19 protein-coding genes are annotated in these 20,702 nt (G+C 59.1%); 8 read left to right on the top strand and 11 right to left on the bottom strand.

The features are described from left to right. Positions 1-9 precede the first annotated feature (9 nt). The 4 genes from BXA01_RS24055 to sdhC are packed head-to-tail and all read right to left on the bottom strand — an operon-like array spanning position 10 to position 3,238. Positions 10-714 (bottom strand): succinate dehydrogenase iron-sulfur subunit, encoded by a 705-nt coding sequence (locus BXA01_RS24055; RefSeq protein WP_016773675.1) that lies wholly within the window; start codon positions 712-714, stop codon positions 10-12. Between the two features lie 11 nt (positions 715-725). Next, the gene (gene sdhA, locus BXA01_RS24050) at positions 726-2,498 is read right to left on the bottom strand and encodes a succinate dehydrogenase flavoprotein subunit (RefSeq protein WP_024012149.1); all 1,773 of its coding nucleotides are present in this window, start codon (positions 2,496-2,498) and stop codon (positions 726-728) included. Between the two features lie 3 nt (positions 2,499-2,501). Further along, complete coding sequence (gene sdhD, locus BXA01_RS24045) at positions 2,502-2,870, bottom strand: succinate dehydrogenase, hydrophobic membrane anchor protein (protein ID WP_008049683.1); 369 nt, start codon at positions 2,868-2,870, stop codon at positions 2,502-2,504. Continuing rightward, entirely contained in the window at positions 2,864-3,238 is a 375-nt protein-coding gene (gene sdhC, locus BXA01_RS24040) for a succinate dehydrogenase, cytochrome b556 subunit (protein WP_016773673.1), read from the bottom strand. Before sdhC ends, sdhD begins: the two co-directional genes overlap by 7 nt. Positions 3,239-3,601: 363 nt before the next feature. On the opposite strand from sdhC, the gene gltA reads away from it, so the two are divergent. After that, positions 3,602-4,891 carry a citrate synthase gene (gene gltA, locus BXA01_RS24035; protein ID WP_003222994.1) on the top strand — a complete coding sequence of 430 codons (1,290 nt, stop codon included), beginning with the start codon at positions 3,602-3,604 and terminating at the stop codon, positions 4,889-4,891. A 972-nt stretch (positions 4,892-5,863) separates the two neighbouring features. Here the strand turns inward: gltA and BXA01_RS24030 are convergent. The 3 genes from BXA01_RS24030 to BXA01_RS24020 form a co-directional block, all read right to left on the bottom strand. Next, positions 5,864-7,522 (bottom strand): cation acetate symporter, encoded by a 1,659-nt coding sequence (locus BXA01_RS24030; RefSeq protein WP_016771015.1) that lies wholly within the window; start codon positions 7,520-7,522, stop codon positions 5,864-5,866. Beyond that, positions 7,519-7,830 carry a DUF485 domain-containing protein gene (locus BXA01_RS24025; protein WP_016771016.1) on the bottom strand — a complete coding sequence of 104 codons (312 nt, stop codon included), beginning with the start codon at positions 7,828-7,830 and terminating at the stop codon, positions 7,519-7,521. The genes BXA01_RS24030 and BXA01_RS24025 overlap by 4 nt, the downstream gene beginning before the upstream one ends. Positions 7,831-8,069: 239 nt before the next feature. Next, the gene (locus BXA01_RS24020; RefSeq protein WP_041479599.1) at positions 8,070-8,921 is read right to left on the bottom strand and encodes a glycine betaine ABC transporter substrate-binding protein; all 852 of its coding nucleotides are present in this window, start codon (positions 8,919-8,921) and stop codon (positions 8,070-8,072) included. A gap of 297 nt (positions 8,922-9,218) precedes the next feature. Between BXA01_RS24020 and BXA01_RS24010 the strand changes: the two genes are divergently transcribed. Then, entirely contained in the window at positions 9,219-10,814 is a 1,596-nt protein-coding gene (locus BXA01_RS24010; protein WP_076566668.1) for a glycoside hydrolase family 17 protein, read from the top strand. 105 nt (positions 10,815-10,919) lie between these two features. On the opposite strand, the gene BXA01_RS24005 is transcribed toward BXA01_RS24010, so the two are convergent. Then, positions 10,920-11,288, bottom strand: a complete 369-nt coding sequence (locus BXA01_RS24005; protein WP_073472711.1) for a hypothetical protein — start codon at positions 11,286-11,288, stop codon at positions 10,920-10,922. A gap of 224 nt (positions 11,289-11,512) precedes the next feature. Here BXA01_RS24005 and BXA01_RS24000 point away from each other — a divergent pair, with 224 nt between their 5' ends. Further along, entirely contained in the window at positions 11,513-12,811 is a 1,299-nt protein-coding gene (locus BXA01_RS24000; protein WP_076566665.1) for a serine/threonine protein kinase, read from the top strand. Further along, complete coding sequence (locus BXA01_RS23995; RefSeq protein ID WP_041479602.1) at positions 12,804-13,592, top strand: MlaA family lipoprotein; 789 nt, start codon at positions 12,804-12,806, stop codon at positions 13,590-13,592. The genes BXA01_RS24000 and BXA01_RS23995 overlap by 8 nt, the downstream gene beginning before the upstream one ends. Before the next feature lie 128 nt (positions 13,593-13,720). On the opposite strand, the gene BXA01_RS23990 is transcribed toward BXA01_RS23995, so the two are convergent. Next, positions 13,721-14,635, bottom strand: a complete 915-nt coding sequence (locus tag BXA01_RS23990; RefSeq protein ID WP_076566662.1) for a DUF808 domain-containing protein — start codon at positions 14,633-14,635, stop codon at positions 13,721-13,723. Between the two features lie 135 nt (positions 14,636-14,770). Between BXA01_RS23990 and BXA01_RS23985 the strand changes: the two genes are divergently transcribed. Next, a complete protein-coding gene (locus tag BXA01_RS23985; RefSeq protein ID WP_041479604.1) occupies positions 14,771-15,379 on the top strand; it encodes a TetR/AcrR family transcriptional regulator in 609 nt (202 codons plus the stop codon). 57 nt (positions 15,380-15,436) lie between these two features. On the opposite strand, the gene BXA01_RS23980 is transcribed toward BXA01_RS23985, so the two are convergent. Next, entirely contained in the window at positions 15,437-15,949 is a 513-nt protein-coding gene (locus BXA01_RS23980; protein ID WP_076566659.1) for an REP-associated tyrosine transposase, read from the bottom strand. Positions 15,950-16,162: 213 nt separating this feature from the next. Further along, complete coding sequence (locus tag BXA01_RS23975; protein WP_076566656.1) at positions 16,163-16,603, bottom strand: GlcG/HbpS family heme-binding protein; 441 nt, start codon at positions 16,601-16,603, stop codon at positions 16,163-16,165. A gap of 268 nt (positions 16,604-16,871) precedes the next feature. Here BXA01_RS23975 and gcl point away from each other — a divergent pair, with 268 nt between their 5' ends. The 3 genes from gcl (at position 16,872) to BXA01_RS23960 (ending at position 20,696) form a co-directional block, all read left to right on the top strand. Next, a complete protein-coding gene (gcl, locus tag BXA01_RS23970) occupies positions 16,872-18,647 on the top strand; it encodes a glyoxylate carboligase (RefSeq protein ID WP_042607573.1) in 1,776 nt (591 codons plus the stop codon). 210 nt (positions 18,648-18,857) lie between these two features. Further along, positions 18,858-19,640 (top strand): hydroxypyruvate isomerase, encoded by a 783-nt coding sequence (gene hyi, locus BXA01_RS23965; protein ID WP_076566654.1) that lies wholly within the window; start codon positions 18,858-18,860, stop codon positions 19,638-19,640. Positions 19,641-19,802: 162 nt separating this feature from the next. Beyond that, positions 19,803-20,696 (top strand): 2-hydroxy-3-oxopropionate reductase, encoded by an 894-nt coding sequence (locus BXA01_RS23960; RefSeq protein WP_076566652.1) that lies wholly within the window; start codon positions 19,803-19,805, stop codon positions 20,694-20,696. Positions 20,697-20,702: the final 6 nt, after the last annotated feature.

Raw genomic sequence — 20,702 nt, 5'->3', positions numbered from 1 at the left:
GCAGCTGAATCACACGCCGCTCGAAAGCAGCATGTTACGGATGTGACCGATGGCCTTAGTCGGGTTCAGGCCTTTCGGACATACGTTGACGCAGTTCATGATGCCCCGGCAGCGGAAAACGCTGAACGGGTCGTCAAGTGAAGCCAGACGTTCGCTGGTCTTGGTGTCGCGGCTGTCTGCCAGGAAGCGGTAGGCTTGCAGCAGCGCAGCAGGACCCAGGAACTTGTCCGGGTTCCACCAGAAGGACGGGCAAGAGGTCGAGCAGCAGGCGCACAGGATGCACTCGTACAGACCGTCGAGCTTTTCGCGCTCTTCTGGCGACTGCAGACGCTCGATGGCCGGAGCCGGCGTGTCGTTCTGCAGGTAAGGCTTCACCTTCTCGTATTGCTTGTAGAAGATGCTCATATCGACGACCAGGTCACGGATAACCGGCAAACCTGGCAGCGGACGAACGATCAGCTTGTTGCCTTTTACAACGGCAGACAGCGGCGTGATGCAGGCCAGACCGTTCTTGCCGTTGATGTTCATGCCGTCGGAGCCGCAGACGCCTTCACGGCAGGAGCGACGATAGGAGAAACCTTCGTCCTGCTCTTTGATCAGGGCCAGCACGTCCAGCACCATCAGGTCTTTACCACCGGTATCGACCTGGAAATCCTGCATGAACGGCGCAGCGTCCTGATCAGGGTTGTAGCGATAAACACTGACTTGCAACATGGCGGTCACCCTTAATAAGTCCGGACTTTAGGTTCGAAAGTCGGAACAGTCTTCGGCGAGAAGTTCACGGCACGCTTGGTGACGCGCTTGTCACCCGGGAAGTACAGGGTGTGGCACAGCCAGTTTTCGTCATCACGGTCTTCGAAGTCTTCACGGGCGTGAGCGCCGCGGGACTCTTTACGTACTTCGGCCGCGATGGCGGTAGCTTCAGCCACTTCCAGCAGGTTCTGCAGTTCCAGCGCTTCGATACGTGCAGTGTTGAACGCTTGCGACTTGTCGTTGATCTTCACGTTGGCGATACGCTTGCGCAGATCGGCCAGCTGAGCGATGCCCTTCTGCATGTATTCGCCGGTACGGAATACACCGAAGTAGTTCTGCATGCAGCTTTGCAGCTCGCGACGCAGGGTGGCTACGTCTTCACCGTCGGTACGGTTGTTCAGCGCGTTCAGACGCGACAGTGCAGCTTCGATGTCGGACTCGGTAGCGTCGTCGTATTCGATGCCATCGGTCAACGCCTTTTCCAGGTGCAGGCCGGCAGCGCGACCGAATACCACCAGGTCGAGCAGCGAGTTGCCGCCCAGACGGTTCGCACCGTGTACCGATACGCAAGCCACTTCGCCTACCGCGAACAGACCAGGAATGATCTGGTCCTGACCTTCGGCGTTCTGGGTGATCGCCTGGCCATGAATGTTGGTGGCAACGCCGCCCATCATGTAATGGCAGGTCGGCACAACCGGAACCGGAGCAACGACCGGGTCAACGTGGGCGAAAGTCTTCGACAGTTCGCAGATGCCTGGCAGACGGCTGTGCAGCACTTCCTCGCCCAGGTGGTCGAGTTTGAGCATTACGTGGTCGCCATTCGGACCGCAACCGTTGCCGGCGATGATTTCCTTGACCATCGAACGGGCAACCACGTCACGACCTGCAAGGTCCTTCGCGTTCGGAGCATAACGCTCCATGAAACGCTCGCCGTGCTTGTTGATCAGGTAACCACCTTCACCACGGCAACCTTCGGTAACCAGTACACCGGCGCCGGCGATGCCGGTCGGGTGGAACTGCCACATTTCGATGTCTTGTACCGGCACGCCAGCACGCAGAGCCATGCCGACGCCGTCACCGGTGTTGATCAGGGCGTTGGTGGTGGACGCGTAGATACGGCCTGCACCGCCAGTGGCCAGAACGGTGGCCTTGGCACGGATGTAGGAGGTTTCGCCGGTTTCGATGCAGATCGCGATCACACCAACGAATTCGCCTTCCTGGTTTTTCACCAGATCAACAGCGTAGTACTCGTTGAGGAACGTAGTGCCGGCTTTCAGGTTGCCCTGATAAAGCGTGTGCAGCAGCGCGTGACCGGTACGGTCGGATGCAGCACAGGTACGTGCAGCCTGACCGCCCTTGCCGTAGTCCTTGGACTGGCCACCGAACGGACGCTGATAGATGCGGCCTTGCTCGGTACGCGAGAACGGCAGACCCATGTGGTCCAGCTCGAAAACAGCGGCCGGGCCTTCCTGACACATGTATTCGATAGCGTCCTGGTCACCGATGTAGTCGGAACCCTTGACGGTATCGTACATGTGCCAGCGCCAGTCATCGTTCGGGTCGGCGGAAGCGATGGCGCACGTGATGCCGCCCTGTGCGGACACAGTGTGCGAACGGGTCGGGAAAACCTTGGTGATCACCGCAGTCTTGTGGCCGCCCTGTGCCAGCTGCAGCGCAGCGCGCATGCCGGCACCGCCACCACCAATAATGATGGCGTCGAAAGAAATCGTTGGAATGTTAGCCATGAATCAGATACCCCAGAGAATCTGCACACCCCAGACGAAGTAAGCGAACATCGCAACGCCGCATACTGCCTGGAAAAGGAAACGTATCGCCGTTGCGGACTTGCCGAACGCCATTGGCGTCAGGTAGTCGGTCGCGATGGTCCACATGCCGACCCAGGCGTGGGCGCCCAGAGCAACAAGGGCCAGCAGGCTGAAAATACGCATTCCGTTGTGAGCGAACAGTTCATGCCACTGGGCATACTCGAGGCCAGGGTTGGCGACGATGTATCCGATCAGAAAGATGAAGTAAGCCGCGAGAACGACCGCAGACACACGCTGTGCCATCCAGTCATAGAGGCCCGAACGCGACAGGTTAGTGACGTTAGTTACCATATCCAGACTCCTGCCAGAACGATTACCACCACGGAAACGGCGATAACGATTTTCGAGCCCAGTTTGCCGCCTTCCAGCGTCTCACCGATGCCCATGTCCATGATCAAGTGGCGCACACCGGCTACCAGGTGATACAGCAGAGCGGACAGGATGCCCCAAATCACTAGCTTGGCTAGCGGACTGGTCAGACACGCTTTCACCTGACCGAAGCCTTCCTCGGAGCTCAGCGACTTGTCCAATGCGTAAAGCATGATGGCAAGGCACACGAAGAGGATGACACCGGAGATACGGTGAAGAATGGACGTGTAAGCAGTGACTGGGAGTTTGATGGTCCTTAGGTCTAGGTTTACAGGTCGTTGGCTTTTCACGGCTTTTTTTTCACACTGAAGAGCCCCTAACAATCAGGGCAAAGTTGTTGGGGAGTGCACTGGTCAGGTAACCACCACCCAGGGATGCGACCCCCAATGAAAGCAAGCCCAAAAGCCCTTGGCGGTCGGTGGCCGAGTATAGACAGTTAGGCTACTAATGACAACGCGTTCACCTACCCCCAATAGCGGATTGCACAAGTTGCATAAAAGGCGTAAATGGCAGGCAATTTCGAGGAAAAAGTCGGCTTAAAGCCTTCTGGAGCAAGACTTTAGGCAAATTGACATTCGAATTTATCTCACTATAGTGGTGCGGGCCCTGCGTGGGGGGTCTGTCTGATGGTTCAAGCATAAATAGGAGGCCACATGGCTGACAAAAAAGCGCAGTTGATCATCGAGGGCGCAGCCCCCGTCGAGCTGCCCATTTTAACCGGCACCGTTGGTCCCGATGTAATCGATGTTCGGGGCCTGACGGCCACGGGCCGCTTCACTTTCGACCCGGGTTTCATGTCGACCGCTTCGTGCGAATCGAAAATTACCTATATCGACGGCGACAACGGCATTTTGTTGCACCGCGGCTACCCGATCGAACAGCTGGCTGAAAAGTCGGACTACCTGGAAACCTGCTACCTGCTGCTCAACGGCGAATTGCCGACCGCAGAACAGAAGGCCCAGTTCGTCAGCACCGTGAAAAACCACACCATGGTTCACGAGCAGCTGAAAACCTTCTTCAACGGTTTCCGTCGCGACGCCCACCCGATGGCCGTCATGTGCGGTGTAGTCGGCGCCCTCTCGGCCTTCTACCACGACTCCCTGGACATCAATAACCCGCAGCATCGCGAAATTTCCGCGATCCGTCTGGTTGCGAAGATGCCGACCCTGGCAGCGATGGTTTACAAGTACTCCATGGGCCAACCCATGATGTACCCGCGCAACGATCTGACTTACGCGGAAAACTTCCTGCACATGATGTTCAACACCCCGTGCGAGATCAAACCGATCAGCCCGGTACTCGCCAAGGCCATGGATCGGATCTTCATCCTCCACGCCGACCACGAGCAGAACGCTTCGACCTCCACCGTGCGTCTGGCCGGCTCTTCGGGTGCCAACCCGTTCGCCTGCATCGCCGCCGGTATCGCCGCACTGTGGGGCCCTGCCCACGGCGGTGCGAACGAAGCCGTGCTGACCATGCTCGACGAGATTGGCGATGTGTCGAACATCGACAAGTTCATCGCCAAGGCCAAGGACAAGAACGATCCGTTCAAGTTGATGGGCTTCGGTCACCGCGTCTACAAGAACCGCGACCCTCGCGCGACTGTCATGAAGCAGACCTGCGACGAAGTGCTGAAGGAACTGGGCATCAACAACGATCCGCAACTCGAACTGGCCATGCGCCTGGAAGAGATCGCCCTGACCGACCCGTACTTCATCGAGCGCTCGCTGTACCCGAACGTCGACTTCTACTCGGGGATCATCCTCAAGGCGATCGGCATTCCAACCAGCATGTTCACGGTGATTTTCGCCCTGGCGCGTACTGTGGGCTGGATTTCGCACTGGAAAGAAATGCTTTCGAGCCCGTACAAGATTGGCCGTCCGCGCCAGCTGTACACCGGTTACGAGTCGCGTGACATTACCAAACTGGAAGATCGCAAATAAGGGTTTTTCTTTTTTGTGATGGTTTAGTGGTGTGTCAGGAACGGCCTCTTATATAGAGGCCGTTTTTGTTTGTGGCCTCAGCGGCCTTCGGGCCGACTGGTTCTTGGATTTTGGGGGCATATCCGTTGCTGCGGGTGCTGCCGCTGGCGGTTTCGCTCTTACAGCGAGTCACCTTTTTCAGACGCCAAAAAGGTAACCCAAAAGGCTTTGCCCCGGCGTACGGCCCGCTCGCTGGGGCTCGGGGTACCTTCGTTACGGGACCGATCCGGGCGCAGCGGCTACGGTTTGCTTCGCTGCACCTCCTTCCGCTGTGTACGACTGCGTCGTACGGTCGCTGCGCTCCCACACCCGGATCGATCCCGTAACGAAGCCTGCCGAAGGGGCAAGAGATCAAAAGCCGGATCAAAAGCCACAGCAAAAGCAAAAGCCAGATCAAAAGATCGCAGCCTTCGGCAGCTCCAGTTGGATCGCGTGCTAGCTCAAGACCTGGTCGGCTGTCAGGCCGCCTTCGCGAGCAGGCTCGCTCCCACAGAAAGCAAAGCAGCGCAGCTGCCTGCGGCGAAGCCGCCCCACTCAACAATGAGCGCAAGCTCGAGTGCTTTTGATCTACGGGCGACGTCGGAAGGCTGAGTGGAGGGATTGATCCGGGCGTGGGAGCGTAGCGACCGTCTGGCGCAGCCAGACACAGCGGAAGGAGGTGCAGCGAAGCAAACCGGAGCCGCTGCGCCCGGATCAGTCCCGGAGCGAAGGAACCCCGAGCCCCAGCGAGCGGGCCGAACGTAGGAGCTAGCGTTTTTTGCTTACTTTTTTAGGCGCTTGTAAAAAAGTAAGTCGCCGTAAGGGCGAAACCGCCAGCCGCAGCACTGCAAAAAACGGATATACACACCAAACCAACCGATAAACGCCCACAAAAAACGCCCCAATCTCTCAATCAGGGCGTTTTCTTGCAGCTTGCAGCTTACAGCTGATCTCTTAGTGCGAAACCGCCCCACTCGCCCCCAACCCGGTCTGCGAACGCACAAACTGCGGGAAGAACAGCGCCCGCTCATTGTCCGCAGCCGCCGACTTGTCAGTAATCGAGAAGAACCAGATCCCGATGAACGCAATCATCATCGAGAACAGCGCCGGATATTCGTAAGGGAAGATCGCCTTCTCGTGATGCAGAATCTGCACCCAGATGGTCGGGCCGAGGATCATCAGACCAACAGCACTCACCAGACCCAGCCAGCCGCCGATCATCGCGCCGCGAGTGGTCAGCTTCTTCCAGTACATCGAAAGCAGCAGCACAGGGAAGTTGCAGCTCGCCGCGATGGAGAACGCCAGGCCGACCATGAACGCAATGTTCTGGCTTTCGAACAGAATGCCCAGACCAATCGCCAGCACCGCCAGGGCGATAGTGGTGATCTTCGACACGCGAATCTCATCCTTCTCGTTGGCCTTGCCCTTCTTGATCACACTGGCGTACAGGTCGTGAGAAACCGCCGAAGCACCCGCCAGCGTCAGACCGGCTACCACAGCCAGAATGGTCGCGAACGCCACTGCCGAGATGAAGCCTAGGAAGATGCTGCCGCCCACCGCGTTGGCCAGGTGCACCGCCGCCATGTTGTTGCCGCCGAGCAAGGCGCCCGCTGCATCTTTGAAGGCCGGGTTGGTGCTGACCAGCAGGATCGCGCCGAAGCCGATGATGAAGGTCAGGATGTAGAAGTAGCCAATGAAGCCGGTAGCGTACAGCACGCTCTTGCGCGCCTCTTTTGCGTCACTCACGGTGAAGAAGCGCATCAGAATGTGCGGCAGGCCAGCGGTGCCGAACATCAGCGCCAGACCCAGCGAGAATGCCGAGATCGGATCCTTCACCAGACCGCCCGGGCTCATGATTGCCTCACCCTTGGCGTGCACCTTGATCGCTTCGGAGAACAGCGTGTTGAAGTCGAAGCCGACGTGCTTCATCACCATCAGCGCCATGAACGAGGCACCGGACAGCAGCAAAACTGCCTTGATGATCTGCACCCAAGTGGTCGCGAGCATGCCGCCGAACAGCACATACATGCACATCAGCACGCCGACCAGAATCACCGCAACGTGGTAATCGAGGCCGAACAGCAGCTGGATCAGCTTGCCGGCACCGACCATTTGCGCGATCAGGTAGAACGCCACCACCACCAGCGAACCGCAGGCGGACAGGGTGCGAATCTGGGTTTGCCCGAGACGGTAGGACGCCACGTCGGCAAAGGTGTATTTACCCAGGTTGCGCAGGCGTTCGGCGATCAGGAACAGAATGATCGGCCAGCCCACCAGGAAGCCGATCGAGTAGATCAGGCCGTCATAGCCGGAGGTGAACACCAGCGCGGAAATCCCCAGGAAGGACGCCGCCGACATGTAGTCGCCAGCGATCGCCAGGCCGTTCTGGAAACCGGTGATCTTACCGCCCGCCGCATAATAATCGGCGGCCGAATTGTTTTTCTTCGAAGCCCAGTAGGTGATGTACAACGTCGCGCCGACGAAGGCCACGAACATCAGGATCGCCGGAATGTTCAGCGGCTGTTTGGCCACCTCCCCCGTCAACGCGTCAGCCGCCCAGACACTCGGCGCGAAAGCCGCAACACTCAATAGAGCCAGTAGACGCCGGATCATTGCTGAGCCTCCTTGAGAATCGCATTGTTCAGGTCGTCGAACTCGCCATTGGCGCGGCGCACGTAGATGCCGGTCAGGACGAAGGCTGAAATGATCAGGCCGACACCGATCGGGATGCCCCAGGTGATCGAGGATTCAGGACTGAGTTTCGCCCCGAGCACGTGCGGCCCGTATGCGATCAGCAGGATGAATGCGGAGTACAGCCCAAGCATGATTGCCGAGAGAATCCAGGCGAATCGTTCCCGTTTCTGAACCAGCTCCTTGAATCGGGGACTGTTTTGAATCGAGAGGTAAATGCTGTCGTTCATTGTTTTTATCCTCGCAGCACAAATTATTGTTGGAACGTAGCTAATGTATGCGGCTGCGAGAGAGGTTCCAGACGACCTTAGTAGTAGATGGCCATGATGTTCTGGCCATTTTCAAGCACACAAAAACAACTGTGGGAGCGAGCCTGCTCGCGAAGGCGTCGTATCAGTCGATATTGCATCAACTGACAGATTGCATTCGCGAGCAGGCTCGCTCCCACAGGGGTGTGGCGGTGTTTAAATTATTTGGTCCAGTCAGCTACACGATCCGGGTGTTTGGCCACCCAGTCCTTGGCGGCTGCATCAGGCTTGGCGCCGTCCTGGATCGCCAGCATGACCTCGCCGATTTCGTCTTTCGACGCCCACTGGAAGTTTTTCAGGAACTTGGCCACTTCCGGCGCCTTGGCGTCCAGGCCTTTGCTGCCGATGCTGTTCACGGTTTCAGCCTGGCCATACACGCCTTTCGGGTCGTCGAGGAAGCGCAGTTTCCACTTGGCGAACATCCAGTGCGGCACCCAACCGGTGACAGCGATGGATTCGTTTTTCTTCTCGGCGCGAGTCAGCTCGGCGATCATGCCGGCGCCAGAGCTGGCCTTGAGGCTGTACTTGTCCAGACCGTAATCCTTGATCGCCTGATCGGTCTTGAGCATTACGCCTGAACCGGCGTCGATGCCGACAATGCGGTTTTTGAAGGTATCGTCGGTTTTCAGGTCTTCGATCGATTTGGCTTTGACGTACTCCGGCACGATCAGGCCGATCTTCGCGTCCTTGAAGTTCGGGCCGTAATCGACGACCTGATCCTTGTTTTTCGTCCAATAGTCACCGTGGGTCACGGGCAGCCAGGCCGAGAGCATGGCGTCGAGTTTGCCGGTGGCCACGCCCTGCCACATGATCCCGGTGGCGACGGCCTGCAGCTTCACGTCATAACCGAGCTTCTGTTTGATCACTTCGGCCGCCACGTGGGTGGTCGCGACGCTGTCGGACCAGCCGTCAACGTAACCGATGTTCAGGGTCTGTTTTTCAGCGTTGGCGAAAGTGGAACTCATCGCAAGCGCCAAAGCGGCACCTGCGCCTAAAAGTCGTCGCATCTTCATCGTTTACTTCCCCGAAATGCTGCGCCCGACGGATGCCGGGCATCGTCAACGTATTGTTATGGTGCACAGCGCCCCCATCACGCCGGACCTCACACACCGAACATCAGCCGATTTTTCAAAAAGGGTACTGATGGTTTGATCATCAACCTCAAGCGGCCGGCGACCTGCTCTGTCAGCGACCTCAAGGCAGCGAGAAACGACATCAGAAAGCCATTAATCAAGCGAGATTAATTGACGCCAGACAATCCGCCCGAACTTTGCATGTACAACGCCTGCGAGCCACCTGCCCATCTATAAATGCAGGTAACATGCGTCGCTTTGCAGCCACTCGGCCTGACCATGTCCGCGACGTACCGATTTCCTTTTCTGCCTTATCTGTTCACCTGCCTGCTCGGGCTCCTGGCCCTTGGCGGTTTCTGGTATGGCCTCGGCCAACCGGTGATCCTGCCGGACGCTGCAACCCCGACGCACAAGCTGCAATGCGCCTCCTACACGCCGTTCGACAAAGACCAGTCACCGTTCGACGTGCCGTTCAAGTTGCGCCCGGCGCGCATGGATGCCGACCTCGCACTGCTGGCGACGCGCTTTGAATGCATCCGCACCTACTCGATGACCGGCCTCGACGCCCTGCCCGATCTGGCGCGCAAGCACGGTCTGAAGTTGATGATCGGCGCCTGGGTCAACAGCAACCCGGTCGACACCGAGCAGGAAGTCGACCTGCTGATCAAATCGGCCAATGCCAACCCCGACGTGGTCACGGCGGTGATCGTCGGCAACGAAGCGCTGCTGCGCAAAGAGGTCACTGGCGCGCAACTGGCGCGGTTGATCAACAAGGTCAAAAGCCAGGTCAAGCAACCGGTGACCTACGCCGACGTCTGGGAATTCTGGCTCAAGCATCCGGAAATCGCCCCGGCTGTGGACTTTCTGACCATTCACCTGCTGCCGTACTGGGAAGACGATCCGTCGAACATCGACGTGGCGCTGCGGCATGTGGCGGATGTGCGTCAGGTGTTCGGCAACAAGTTCGCGCCCAAGGACGTGATGATCGGCGAAACCGGTTGGCCCAGCGAAGGCCGCCAGCGCGAAACCGCCGTGCCGAGCCGGGTCAACGAGGCGAAATTCATTCGTGGATTCGTGGCGATGGCCGAGCAGGAAGGCTGGCGTTACAACCTGATCGAAGCCTTCGACCAACCGTGGAAGCGCGGCAGTGAAGGCGCGGTCGGCGGCTATTGGGGGCTGTTCGATGCCGATCGGCAGGACAAGGGCGTGCTCGCCGGGCCGGTGAGCAACGTGCCGTACTGGAAAGAATGGCTGGCAGTCGGTGCTTTGATTTTCCTCGGCACGCTGATCCTTGGCGGTGCTGTCCGCACTACAGTTTCGGCGCTGCTGCTGCCACTGCTAGGCGCCGTCGCTGCTTGCTCGATTAGCGCCTGGGGCGATCTGGCGCGGCTGACCACGCGGTTTGCCGGGGAATGGCTGTGGGTCGGCTTGCTGACCGGGTTGAATCTGTTAGTGCTCGCGCATGCCGCGCTGACGTTGAGCGCACGCAACGGTTGGCGCGCGCGAGCCTTCGACTTCCTCGAGCGGCGCGCCGGCTGGCTGGTCGCGGCGGCCGGTTTTGCCGCGGCGGTGATGATGCTGGAGATGGTCTTCGATCCGCGTTATCGCAGTTTCGCCAGCATGGCGTTCGTGCTGCCGGCGCTGGTCTACCTGTGCCGCCCGGTGAGCGTGCCGCGTCGGGAGATTGCTCTGCTGACCTTTATCGTCGGCGCGGGGATTGCACCGCAGTTGTATCAGGAAGGGATGCTGAATCAGCAGGCGTGGGGTTGGGCGCTGGTGAGTGGCTTGATGGTGGTGGCGTTGTGGCGCTGCCTGCGGGTTCGCAACCTCTGATCATCAGAGCGGTTCAGGCCTCTTCGCGAGCAGGCTCGCTCCCACATTGGATCTGTGGCGTTCACAAATCCCCTGTGGAGCGGGCTTGCCCGCGATGACTGACTGTCACGCGCTGCGGGACTCGCGGACCAGGCGCAACCCGGCAATCACCACCGCAAATACCGCTAACGTGGTGTTGTACAACGCCAGCGCCGGCAGGCCGAACACCAGCGCCAGCACCGCCAGCCACCACCCTGTCCGTCCCGGCAATACAAACGCCAATACCGCCGCGCCCACCGCCGCCCAGCCCAGCACCTTGAAATGAATCATCAGCCCGAGGTTCGACCGCACCAGGCACTCCCAACGACCGGCCTCGTCGACACAGATGCCCACCCACTGCCCGTCTTCCATGAAGCCATAGCGCGCGGCATAACTGGCGGCCAGCCACAGCGGCAACAAAACGAGCAGCACAATAACGGGCAAGCGGCGGGACATGGAGCACTCCAATCTGCGGAAATCGGCGGCCAGCTTAATCTGCCGACCGGCATTCGCAAGCACTAACAACTGTTAACTGTTCAGCGAGCCCTCGCAACGTGTATCGTCCAGCTACTATTACCCCGAATTCCGCCTGTTTGGTGCCGCAGCATGGCACTTTGGCGTACGGCCGGTGGTCATAGCCTGCGAACTTCAATCGGCACCTTCCTCTAAGGGATCTAGTCATGCTCCGTTCCTTGCGCTTCGCCGCGCTGTTCAGCGGCCTTATCTTGAGTGCGTCCGCGCTGGCGGCGGATATCGACGCCGCCAGCTATGGCTACCCGCTGACCAACCCGTTCGAGGCGACGATCGCCACGACACCACCGGACCTGCGTCCGGAGCTGCCGCTGGACGACGACATCAATCAAACGGACCGCAGCCTCACCCTGCGCCCGGAGCGTGAATTCCAGCTGCCGGACAATTTCTGGGCAGTCAAAAAACTCACCTACCGCATCGCCACGCAGGACAAACCTGCGCCGCTGATCTTCCTGATCGCCGGCACCGGCGCGCGCTTTGACAGCACGCTCAACGAATACCTGAAAAAGCTGTATTACAAGGCCGGCTACCATGTCGTGCAGTTGTCGTCGCCGACCAGCTTCGACTTCATCAGCGCCGCCTCGCGTTTCGCCACGCCGGGCGTGACCAAGGAAGATGCCGAAGACATGTACCGGGTGATGCAGGCCGTGCGGGCGCAGAACCCGAAACTGCCGGTCACCGAGTATTACCTGACCGGTTACAGCCTCGGCGCCCTCGATGCCGCGTTCGTCGCGCATCTGGACGAAACGCGCCGCAGCTTCAACTTCAAGAAAGTCCTGCTGCTCAACCCGCCGGTCAACCTCTACACCTCGGTGACCAACCTCGACAAGCTGGTACAGACCGAGGTCAAGGGCATCAACAACAGCACCACGTTCTATGAACTGGTACTGACCAAGCTGACCCGTTACTTCCAACAAAAAGGCTACATCGATCTCAACGATGCGCTGCTGTATGACTTCCAGCAGTCCAAACAGCACCTGACCAACGAACAGATGGCCATGCTCATCGGCACGTCGTTCCGCTTTTCTGCAGCCGACATTGCCTACACCTCGGACCTGGTCAACCGTCGCGGCCTGATCACCCCGCCGAAATTCCCGATCACCGAAGGCACCAGCCTCACGCCGTTCCTCAAGCGTGCACTGCAATGCGATTTCGACTGCTACATCACCGAACAGGTTATTCCGATGTGGCGCGCGCGCACTGATGGCGGCAGCCTGCTGCAACTGATCGATCAGGTCAGCCTGTATGCGCTCAAGGATTACCTGCACGACAGCCCGAAAATCGCCGTGATGCACAACGCCGATGACGTCATCCTCGGCCCTGGCGACCTGGGCTTCCTGCGGAAAACCTTCGGTGATCGCCTGACCGTTTATCCACTGGGCGGCCACTGCGGCAACCTTAACTACCGCGTCAACAGCGACGCCATGCTGGAGTTCTTCCGTGGCTAAATATCTCCTGCTGATTGCAGCGTTCCTCTGTGCAGGCGTGGCCCAGGCCGACAACAGTAAAGCCGATGCACCGGTGGTGGTCGACAGCGACGGCTTCAAGCAGCCGCTGACCAAACTCAAGTTCAACCCGGGCCTGGATCAGCGCGAATTCGAACGCTCCACGCTCAATGCGCTGAACGTCTATGACCCGCTGGAATCGTGGAACCGCCGGGTCTATCACTTCAACTACCGCTTCGACCAGTGGGTGTTCCTGCCAGTGGTCGATGGTTATCGCTACATCACGCCAAGCTTCGTGCGTACCGGGGTGAGCAACTTCTTCAACAACATTGGCGACGTGCCGAACCTGGTCAACAGCCTGTTGCAGTTCAAGGGCCAGCGCTCGATGGAAACCACCGCGCGCCTGCTGCTCAACACCACCATCGGCATCGCCGGCCTGTGGGACCCGGCCACCGCCATGGGCCTGCCGCGCCAGAACGAAGATTTCGGTCAGACCCTGGGCTTCTACGGCGTACCGGGCGGCGCCTACTTCGTACTGCCGATCTTCGGTCCGTCGAACATCCGCGACACCGCAGGTCTGGCCGTGGATTACACCGCCGACACTGCGATCAACTTCCTCAACGTCGCCGAAGTCAGCTCCAACCACCCGGAAGTCTGGGCTTTGCGTGCGATCGACAAGCGCTACCAGACCAGCTTCCGCTACGGTCAGATGAACTCGCCGTTCGAGTACGAGAAAGTGCGGTACGTGTACACCGAAGCGCGCAAGTTGCAGATCGCCGAGTAAATCGGCTGCCGCAAAACACTGTGGGAGCGAGCCTGCTCGCGAACGCGGAGTATCAGTCTTTATCAATTATTGACTGGACTACCGCATTCGCGAGCAGGCTCGCTCCCACATTTGTTATGTGTTGCTGATTAACCCTTCAGCGCTTTCCACAGCTTGCCTACGACCGAAACCACGGCCAACACCACAGCCCCGGCAATAATCCCCGCGACACCATTGAGCAGCATCGGCACGGCGAACCCGGCGCTCCCTGCCGCTGCGCCAACACCTTCGATCCAGTGATGCAGCACCGGCACGCCATGGGTCAGGATGCCGCCGCCGACCAGGAACATCGCCGCCGTGCCGACCACCGACAGGGTTTTCATCATGTACGGCGCGGCGCTGAGAATGCCGCCGCCGATCTTTTTCGCCATCTGCCCGGGCTTCTGTGTCAGCCACAGCCCCAGATCGTCGAGCTTGACGATGCCCGCCACCAAACCGTAAACGCCCACGGTCATGACAATGGCGATGCCGGACATGACCACCACTTGCTGCGTCAGCGAGGCATCTGCCACGGTGCCGAGGGTGATCGCAATGATTTCTGCCGAAAGAATGAAGTCAGTGCGGATTGCGCCTTTGATCTTGTCCTTCTCGAACGCCACCAGATCGGTCGTTGGATCGGCCACTGCTTCGGTCAACTGCGTGTGCTCTGCCTCGTCTTCTTCTTTGCTGTGCAGAAACTTGTGCGCGAGCTTCTCGAAACCCTCGAAGCACAGGTACGCGCCGCCGACCATCAACAGTGGTGTCACCAGCCACGGTACGAAAGCGCTGATCGCCAATGCCGACGGCACGAGGATCAGTTTGTTGACGAACGAGCCCTTGGCCACCGCCCAGACCACGGGAATTTCCCGCTCGGCGCGCACGCCCGAAACCTGCTGGGCATTGAGCGCCAGATCATCACCGAGCACCCCGGCGGTCTTCTTCGCGGCCATCTTGGTCATCAATGCAACGTCATCCAGAACGGTGGCGATGTCATCGATCAGCACCAGCAAACTGCTTCCTGCCATGAATCCTGTTTCCTTCTGTGTATGAATGTTGCCAAGCATAACGCGACCGCCGGCCACAGGCTGCATTGTTGAGCGCCGCTCAAGGCCGGTGCTACCATGCGCCACCGCCAGAACAGGCAAGGAACCACCGGGTTTATGAGCACAATCCGCGAGCGTAACAAAGAACTGATCCTGCGCGCCGCCAGCGAAGAGTTTGCCGACAAGGGCTTCGCGGCGACCAAAACCAGCGACATCGCCGCCAAGGCGGGATTGCCCAAGCCCAACGTCTATTACTACTTCAAATCCAAGGAAAACCTCTATCGCGAGGTGCTGGAAAGCATCATCGAGCCGATTCTGCAGGCCTCGACCCCGTTCAACCCGGACGGCGTGCCGAGCGAGGTGCTGAGCGGCTACATCCGTTCGAAGATCCGCATCTCCCGCGACCTGCCCTACGCCTCCAAGGTGTTCGCCAGCGAAATCATGCACGGCGCCCCGCACCTGAGCGCCGACCTGGTCGAGCAGCTAAATGCCCAGGCCAAGCACAACATCGCCTGCATCCAGAGCTGGATCGACCGCGGCCAGATTGCCCCGATCGACCCCAACCACCTGATGTTCAGCATCTGGGCCGCGACCCAGACCTACGCCGACTTCGACTGGCAGATTTCCGCAGTGACCGGGAAGGACAAACTTGATGAAGCCGATTATGAAGCGGCGGCGCAGACGATTATCCGGTTGGTGTTGAAGGGGTGTGAGCCGGATCGGTGAGATCGGGGGAACCGCTTCGCGAGCAGGCTCGCTCCCACATTGGGACCTATGGTGCTCTTAAATCACCTGTGGGAGCGAGCTTGCTCGCGAATGGAGCGACTCGGTCTGCCTATCAGCCCAAATCGCATGCCACAGCGGATAATCGCTAAACCTTTGCACTAAACCTGCCCGCAACGGGTTAGCCACAACATATCGAGCCATTTGCACCAAATCATCCTCCCGCCGCAGTGCGCGATCGTGAAACCCATGCTGCCAGAGGGTGCCTTTTCTACCCGCAGCTGTGTTCACAGCACGCGCGCTTAAGGACTTTGTCCTTTGCATCAGTTCACTCAAGGAACCCTGCTTCAAATCGATCAACCAGTGAAAGTGGTCGGGCATAACCACCCATGCCAACGAGTCGGCAAACCCCAGCTCCTCGGCGTTTCGAAATTGGTCACCGACTAACTTACCTAATGCAAAATCGCGGAAAACAGGTTCGCGATGAAGTGTGTTGGCGGTCAGTAGATATAAGCGGTTAGGTTCGTCGTAACGGCCAATGCGCAGGCGATACGAGGCTGATAGTTTTGGCATTCCTTTGCCCCTTTCATGAGAAGACCGGAAAGATTAGATCCAAAGCACAGACAGGAGGCGGACAGACTGTTGGCTAAATGTGTCTGTTAAATCGCCTTCGCGAGCAAGCTCGCTCCCACAGGGGTTTCCGGACACTGAACATTTTATGTACACATCCAAACCCAATGTAGGAGCGAGCCCGCTCGCGATGGCGATTGCTCATTCAACGCAAATTCAAGCCACCACCCCGCCATCCGCCCTCAAATCCAGCGCTTCCACCGCTCTGATCGCCACCTGCTCATCCACATCCGACAAATCCCCACTGATCCCGATCGCGCCCAGCACTTCACCCGCCTGATTTCGAATCAACACCCCACCCGGTGCCGGCACTACGCTGCCCTGCCCCATGCTGTTCAACGAAGAAAAAAACGCCGGGCGTTGTTGGGCGTCCTGGGCGAGCAGGCGGGAGCCTTTACCCAGGGCGATGGCGCCCCAGGCTTTGCCGATGGCGATGTTCGGGCGCAGCAGGCTGGCGCCGTCTTCGCGTTGCAGGGCGATCAGGTGGCCGCCGTTATCGAGTACCGCGATGGTCAGCGGTGCGGCGTTGATACCGCGTCCTGCGTTGATGGCTTCGCTGACCAGGTTGACTGCGACTTTCAAGGTTAAAGCGCTCATGGTGCCGTCCTCATTTTGTTATAGGGAAAGTCGTGGGACTGCGCGTTTGTGCCGCAGTCCGATGACACAAATAGAACACAATGACTTATTTTTTTGTATACAATAATTCTCGAAAAGCGCCACATGCGACGAAAAGCCACAGCACAGCGGGCTTCCGACGAATGAAACAGGCGCTTGAGAAAATGGATTGACCTGCGCCGTCCGCCGTGAATACACTCTGCGCAAAGCCACTTGTATACAATTACAAAACGTAAAGAGGCACAAAACCATGAGCAAAATGAGAGCAATCGAAGCCGCCGTTCTGGTGATGCGCCGTGAAGGGGTTGATACCGCTTTTGGCATCCCGGGCGCAGCGATCAACCCGCTGTACTCCGCCTTGCAGAAGGTCGGTGGCATCGATCACGTCCTTGCTCGCCACGTTGAAGGCGCCTCGCACATGGCCGAGGGCTACACCCGCACCAAGGCCGGCAACATCGGCGTGTGCATCGGCACGTCCGGCCCGGCCGGTACCGACATGGTCACCGGGCTCTACAGCGCCTCGGCCGACTCGATTCCAATCCTCTGCATCACCGGTCAAGCACCCCGCGCCCGGATGCACAAGGAAGATTTCCAGGCTGTCGACATCACCAGCATCGTCAAGCCAGTGACCAAGTGGGCAACCACGGTTCTGGAGCCGGGCCAGGTGCCTTACGCGTTCCAGAAAGCCTTTTATGAAATGCGCTCCGGCCGTCCAGGCCCTGTACTGATCGACCTGCCGTTCGACGTGCAGATGGCCGAGATCGAATTCGACATCGACGCTTACCAACCGCTGCCATTGGCCAAACCGACCGCAACCCGCGTTCAGGTTGAAAAAGCTTTGGCTTTGCTGGATCAGGCTGAGCGCCCACTGCTGGTGGCCGGCGGCGGCATCATCAACGCCGACGCCAGCGACCTGCTGGTCGAGTTCGCCGAGCTGACCGGCATTCCGGTCATCCCTACCCTGATGGGCTGGGGCACCATCCCTGACGATCACCCGCTGATGGTCGGCATGGTCGGTCTGCAGACTTCGCACCGTTACGGCAACGCGACGATGCTCAAATCCGACGTGGTGCTGGGCATTGGTAACCGTTGGGCCAACCGCCACACCGGTTCGGTTGACGTGTACACCGAAGGTCGCAAGTTCATTCACGTCGACATCGAAGGCACGCAGATCGGTCGTGTGTTCACCCCGGATCTGGGCATCGTTTCCGACGCCGCCGCAGCGCTGACCGTGTTCATCGAAGTGGCCCGTGAATGGCAAGCCGCCGGCAAGCTGAAGAACCGCAGCGCCTGGCTGCAGGATTGCCAGCAGCGCAAGGCCAGCCTGCATCGCAAGACCCACTTCGACAACGTGCCGGTCAAACCGCAGCGCGTTTATGAAGAAATGAACCAGGTGTTCGGCAAGGACACCTGCTACGTCAGCACCATTGGTCTGTCGCAGATTGCCGGCGCGCAGTTCCTGCACGTCTACAAACCGCGTCACTGGATCAACTGTGGTCAGGCCGGCCCGTTGGGCTGGACCATTCCGGCGGCGCTGGGCGTGGTGAAGGCCGATCCGAACCGCAAAGTCGTGGCCCTGTCGGGGGACTATGATTTCCAGTTCATGATCGAAGAACTGGCGGTCGGCGCTCAGTTCAAACTGCCGTACATCCACGTCGTGGTGAACAACTCGTACCTGGGCCTGATCCGTCAGGCCCAGCGCGGGTTCGAAATGGACTACTGCGTGCAGCTGTCCTTCGATAACCTCAATGCGCCGGAACTCAACGGTTACGGGGTTGACCACATCGCAGTCGCCGAAGGCCTCGGCTGCAAGGCGCTGCGTGTGTTCGAACCGTCGGAAATCGCCCCTGCCCTGCGCAAGGCCGAACAGATGATCGAAGAGTTCAAGGTGCCGGTGATCGTCGAGATCATTCTGGAGCGTGTGACCAACATCTCCATGGGTACCGAGATCAACGCGGTCAACGAGTTCGAAGACCTGGCACTGGTCGGCAATGACGCGCCGACGGCGATTTCGCTGCTTGATTAACTGCTGACCGCTCTCCCTGCGGGAGCGAGCCTGTGTGGTGAGGGGATTCATCCCCGTTAGGGCGCGAAGCGGCCTCAAAACCTGAAACCGCGGCGTATCAGGTACACCGCATACAATGGTTTACGACTGCTTCGCAGCCGAACGGGGATAAATCCCCTCGCCACAGCTCGCTCCCCCAGGGGATCCTCACAAGATTTACGGGAGACCACCATGCCGCGTTTCGCAGCCAACCTGTCCATGCTGTTCACCGAACAGGATTTCCTTGCCCGTTTCGAAGCCGCCGCCAAGGCCGGTTTCAGTGGCGTGGAATACCTGTTCCCGTACGACTTCAGCTCGGCTGAAATCAAGGCAAAACTCGAGGCCAACGGGCTGACCCAAGTGCTGTTCAACCTGCCGGCCGGTGACTGGGCCAAGGGCGAGCGTGGCATCGCTTGCCTGCCGGATCGGGTCGAAGAATTCCGCGCCGGGGTCGATCTGGCGATCGCCTACGCGCAAGTGCTGGGCAACACTCAGGTCAACTGCCTGGCCGGTATCCGCCCGCAAGGCGTTGACGATGCCACAGTGGAAAAGACCTTCGTCGCCAACCTCAAATATGCCGCCGACAAGCTGCAAGCGGTGGGCATCAAACTGGTGATGGAAGCGATCAACACCCGCGACATTCCCGGCTTCTACCTGAACAACACGGCGCAGGCCCTGTCGATTCGCGAGCAGGTCGGCAGCGCCAATCTGTTCCTGCAATACGACATCTATCACATGCAAATCATGGAAGGCGATCTGGCCCGCACCCTGCAATCGCACCTGGGCGAGATCAACCACGTGCAACTCGCGGACAACCCGGGGCGCAACGAGCCGGGCACCGGTGAGATCAACTACCGCTTCCTGTTCGAACACCTTGATCGCATCGGTTATCAGGGGTGGGTTGGTTGCGAATACAAACCGCTGACCACCACCGAAGCGGGCCTGGGTTGGTTGAAATCACACAACGCAATCTAAGAAACACAGCAAATCCCCTGTGGGAGCGAGCCTGCTCGCGAATGCGGTGGTTCAGTCAACACGGATATTGAATGTTCCACCGCATTCGCGAGCAGGCTCGCTCCCACATGAAAAGCAGCTCCCCTATTTGCTTGAGCACGACAAAAACAAGAGGATTTTCTCATGGCTAAAATCGGATTCATCGGCACCGGCATCATGGGCCACCCAATGGCGGCGAACCTGCAGAAAGCCGGTCACAGCCTGTTCCTGTCGCAACACCACGACGCGGCCCCGGCCGATCTGGTCGCCGCTGGCGCCGTCGCCCTGGCCAACCCGCGTGAAGTGGCGCAGGAAGCCGAATTCATCATCGTCATGGTTCCGGATACCCCGCAGGTCGATGACGTGCTGTTCCGCGCCGACGGTCTTGCCGCCGGTATCGGCAAAGGCAAAGTGGTCATCGACATGAGCTCGATTTCGCCGACCGCGACCAAAGCCTTCGCCGCCAAGATCAACGAGAAAGGTGCGCAGTACCTCGACGCGCCAGTGTCCGGCGGTGAAGTCGGCGCCAAGGCCGCGACCCTGAGCATCATGGTCGGTGGCGACGCCGATGCCTTCGAACGCGCCCTGCCGCTGTTCCAGGCCATGGGCAAGAACATCACCCTGGTTGGTGGCAATGGCGACGGCCAGACCGCCAAAGTCGCGAACCAGATCATCGTTGCGCTGAACATCCAGGCCGTTGCCGAAGCCCTGCTGTTCGCCTCGAAAAACGGTGCCGATCCGGCCAAGGTGCGTGAAGCGCTGATGGGCGGTTTCGCTTCTTCGAAGATTCTCGAAGTGCATGGCGAGCGCATGATCAAAGGCACCTTCGACCCGGGCTTCCGCATCAGCCTGCACCAGAAGGACCTGAACCTGGCCCTGCAAGGCGCCAAGGAGCTGAACATCAACCTGCCGAACACCGCCAATGCCCAGCAGGTATTCAGCACCTGCGCGGCCATCGGTGGCAGCAACTGGGACCACTCGGCGCTGATCAAGGGCCTTGAGCACATGGCCAATTTCTCGATTCGCGACAAAAAATAATCTGCA

The sequence above is a fragment of the Pseudomonas sp. B10 genome (assembly GCF_900156235.1).
GTDB lineage: Bacteria > Pseudomonadota > Gammaproteobacteria > Pseudomonadales > Pseudomonadaceae > Aquipseudomonas > Aquipseudomonas siliginis.
This window is presented reverse-complemented; position numbering and strand designations above follow the sequence as displayed.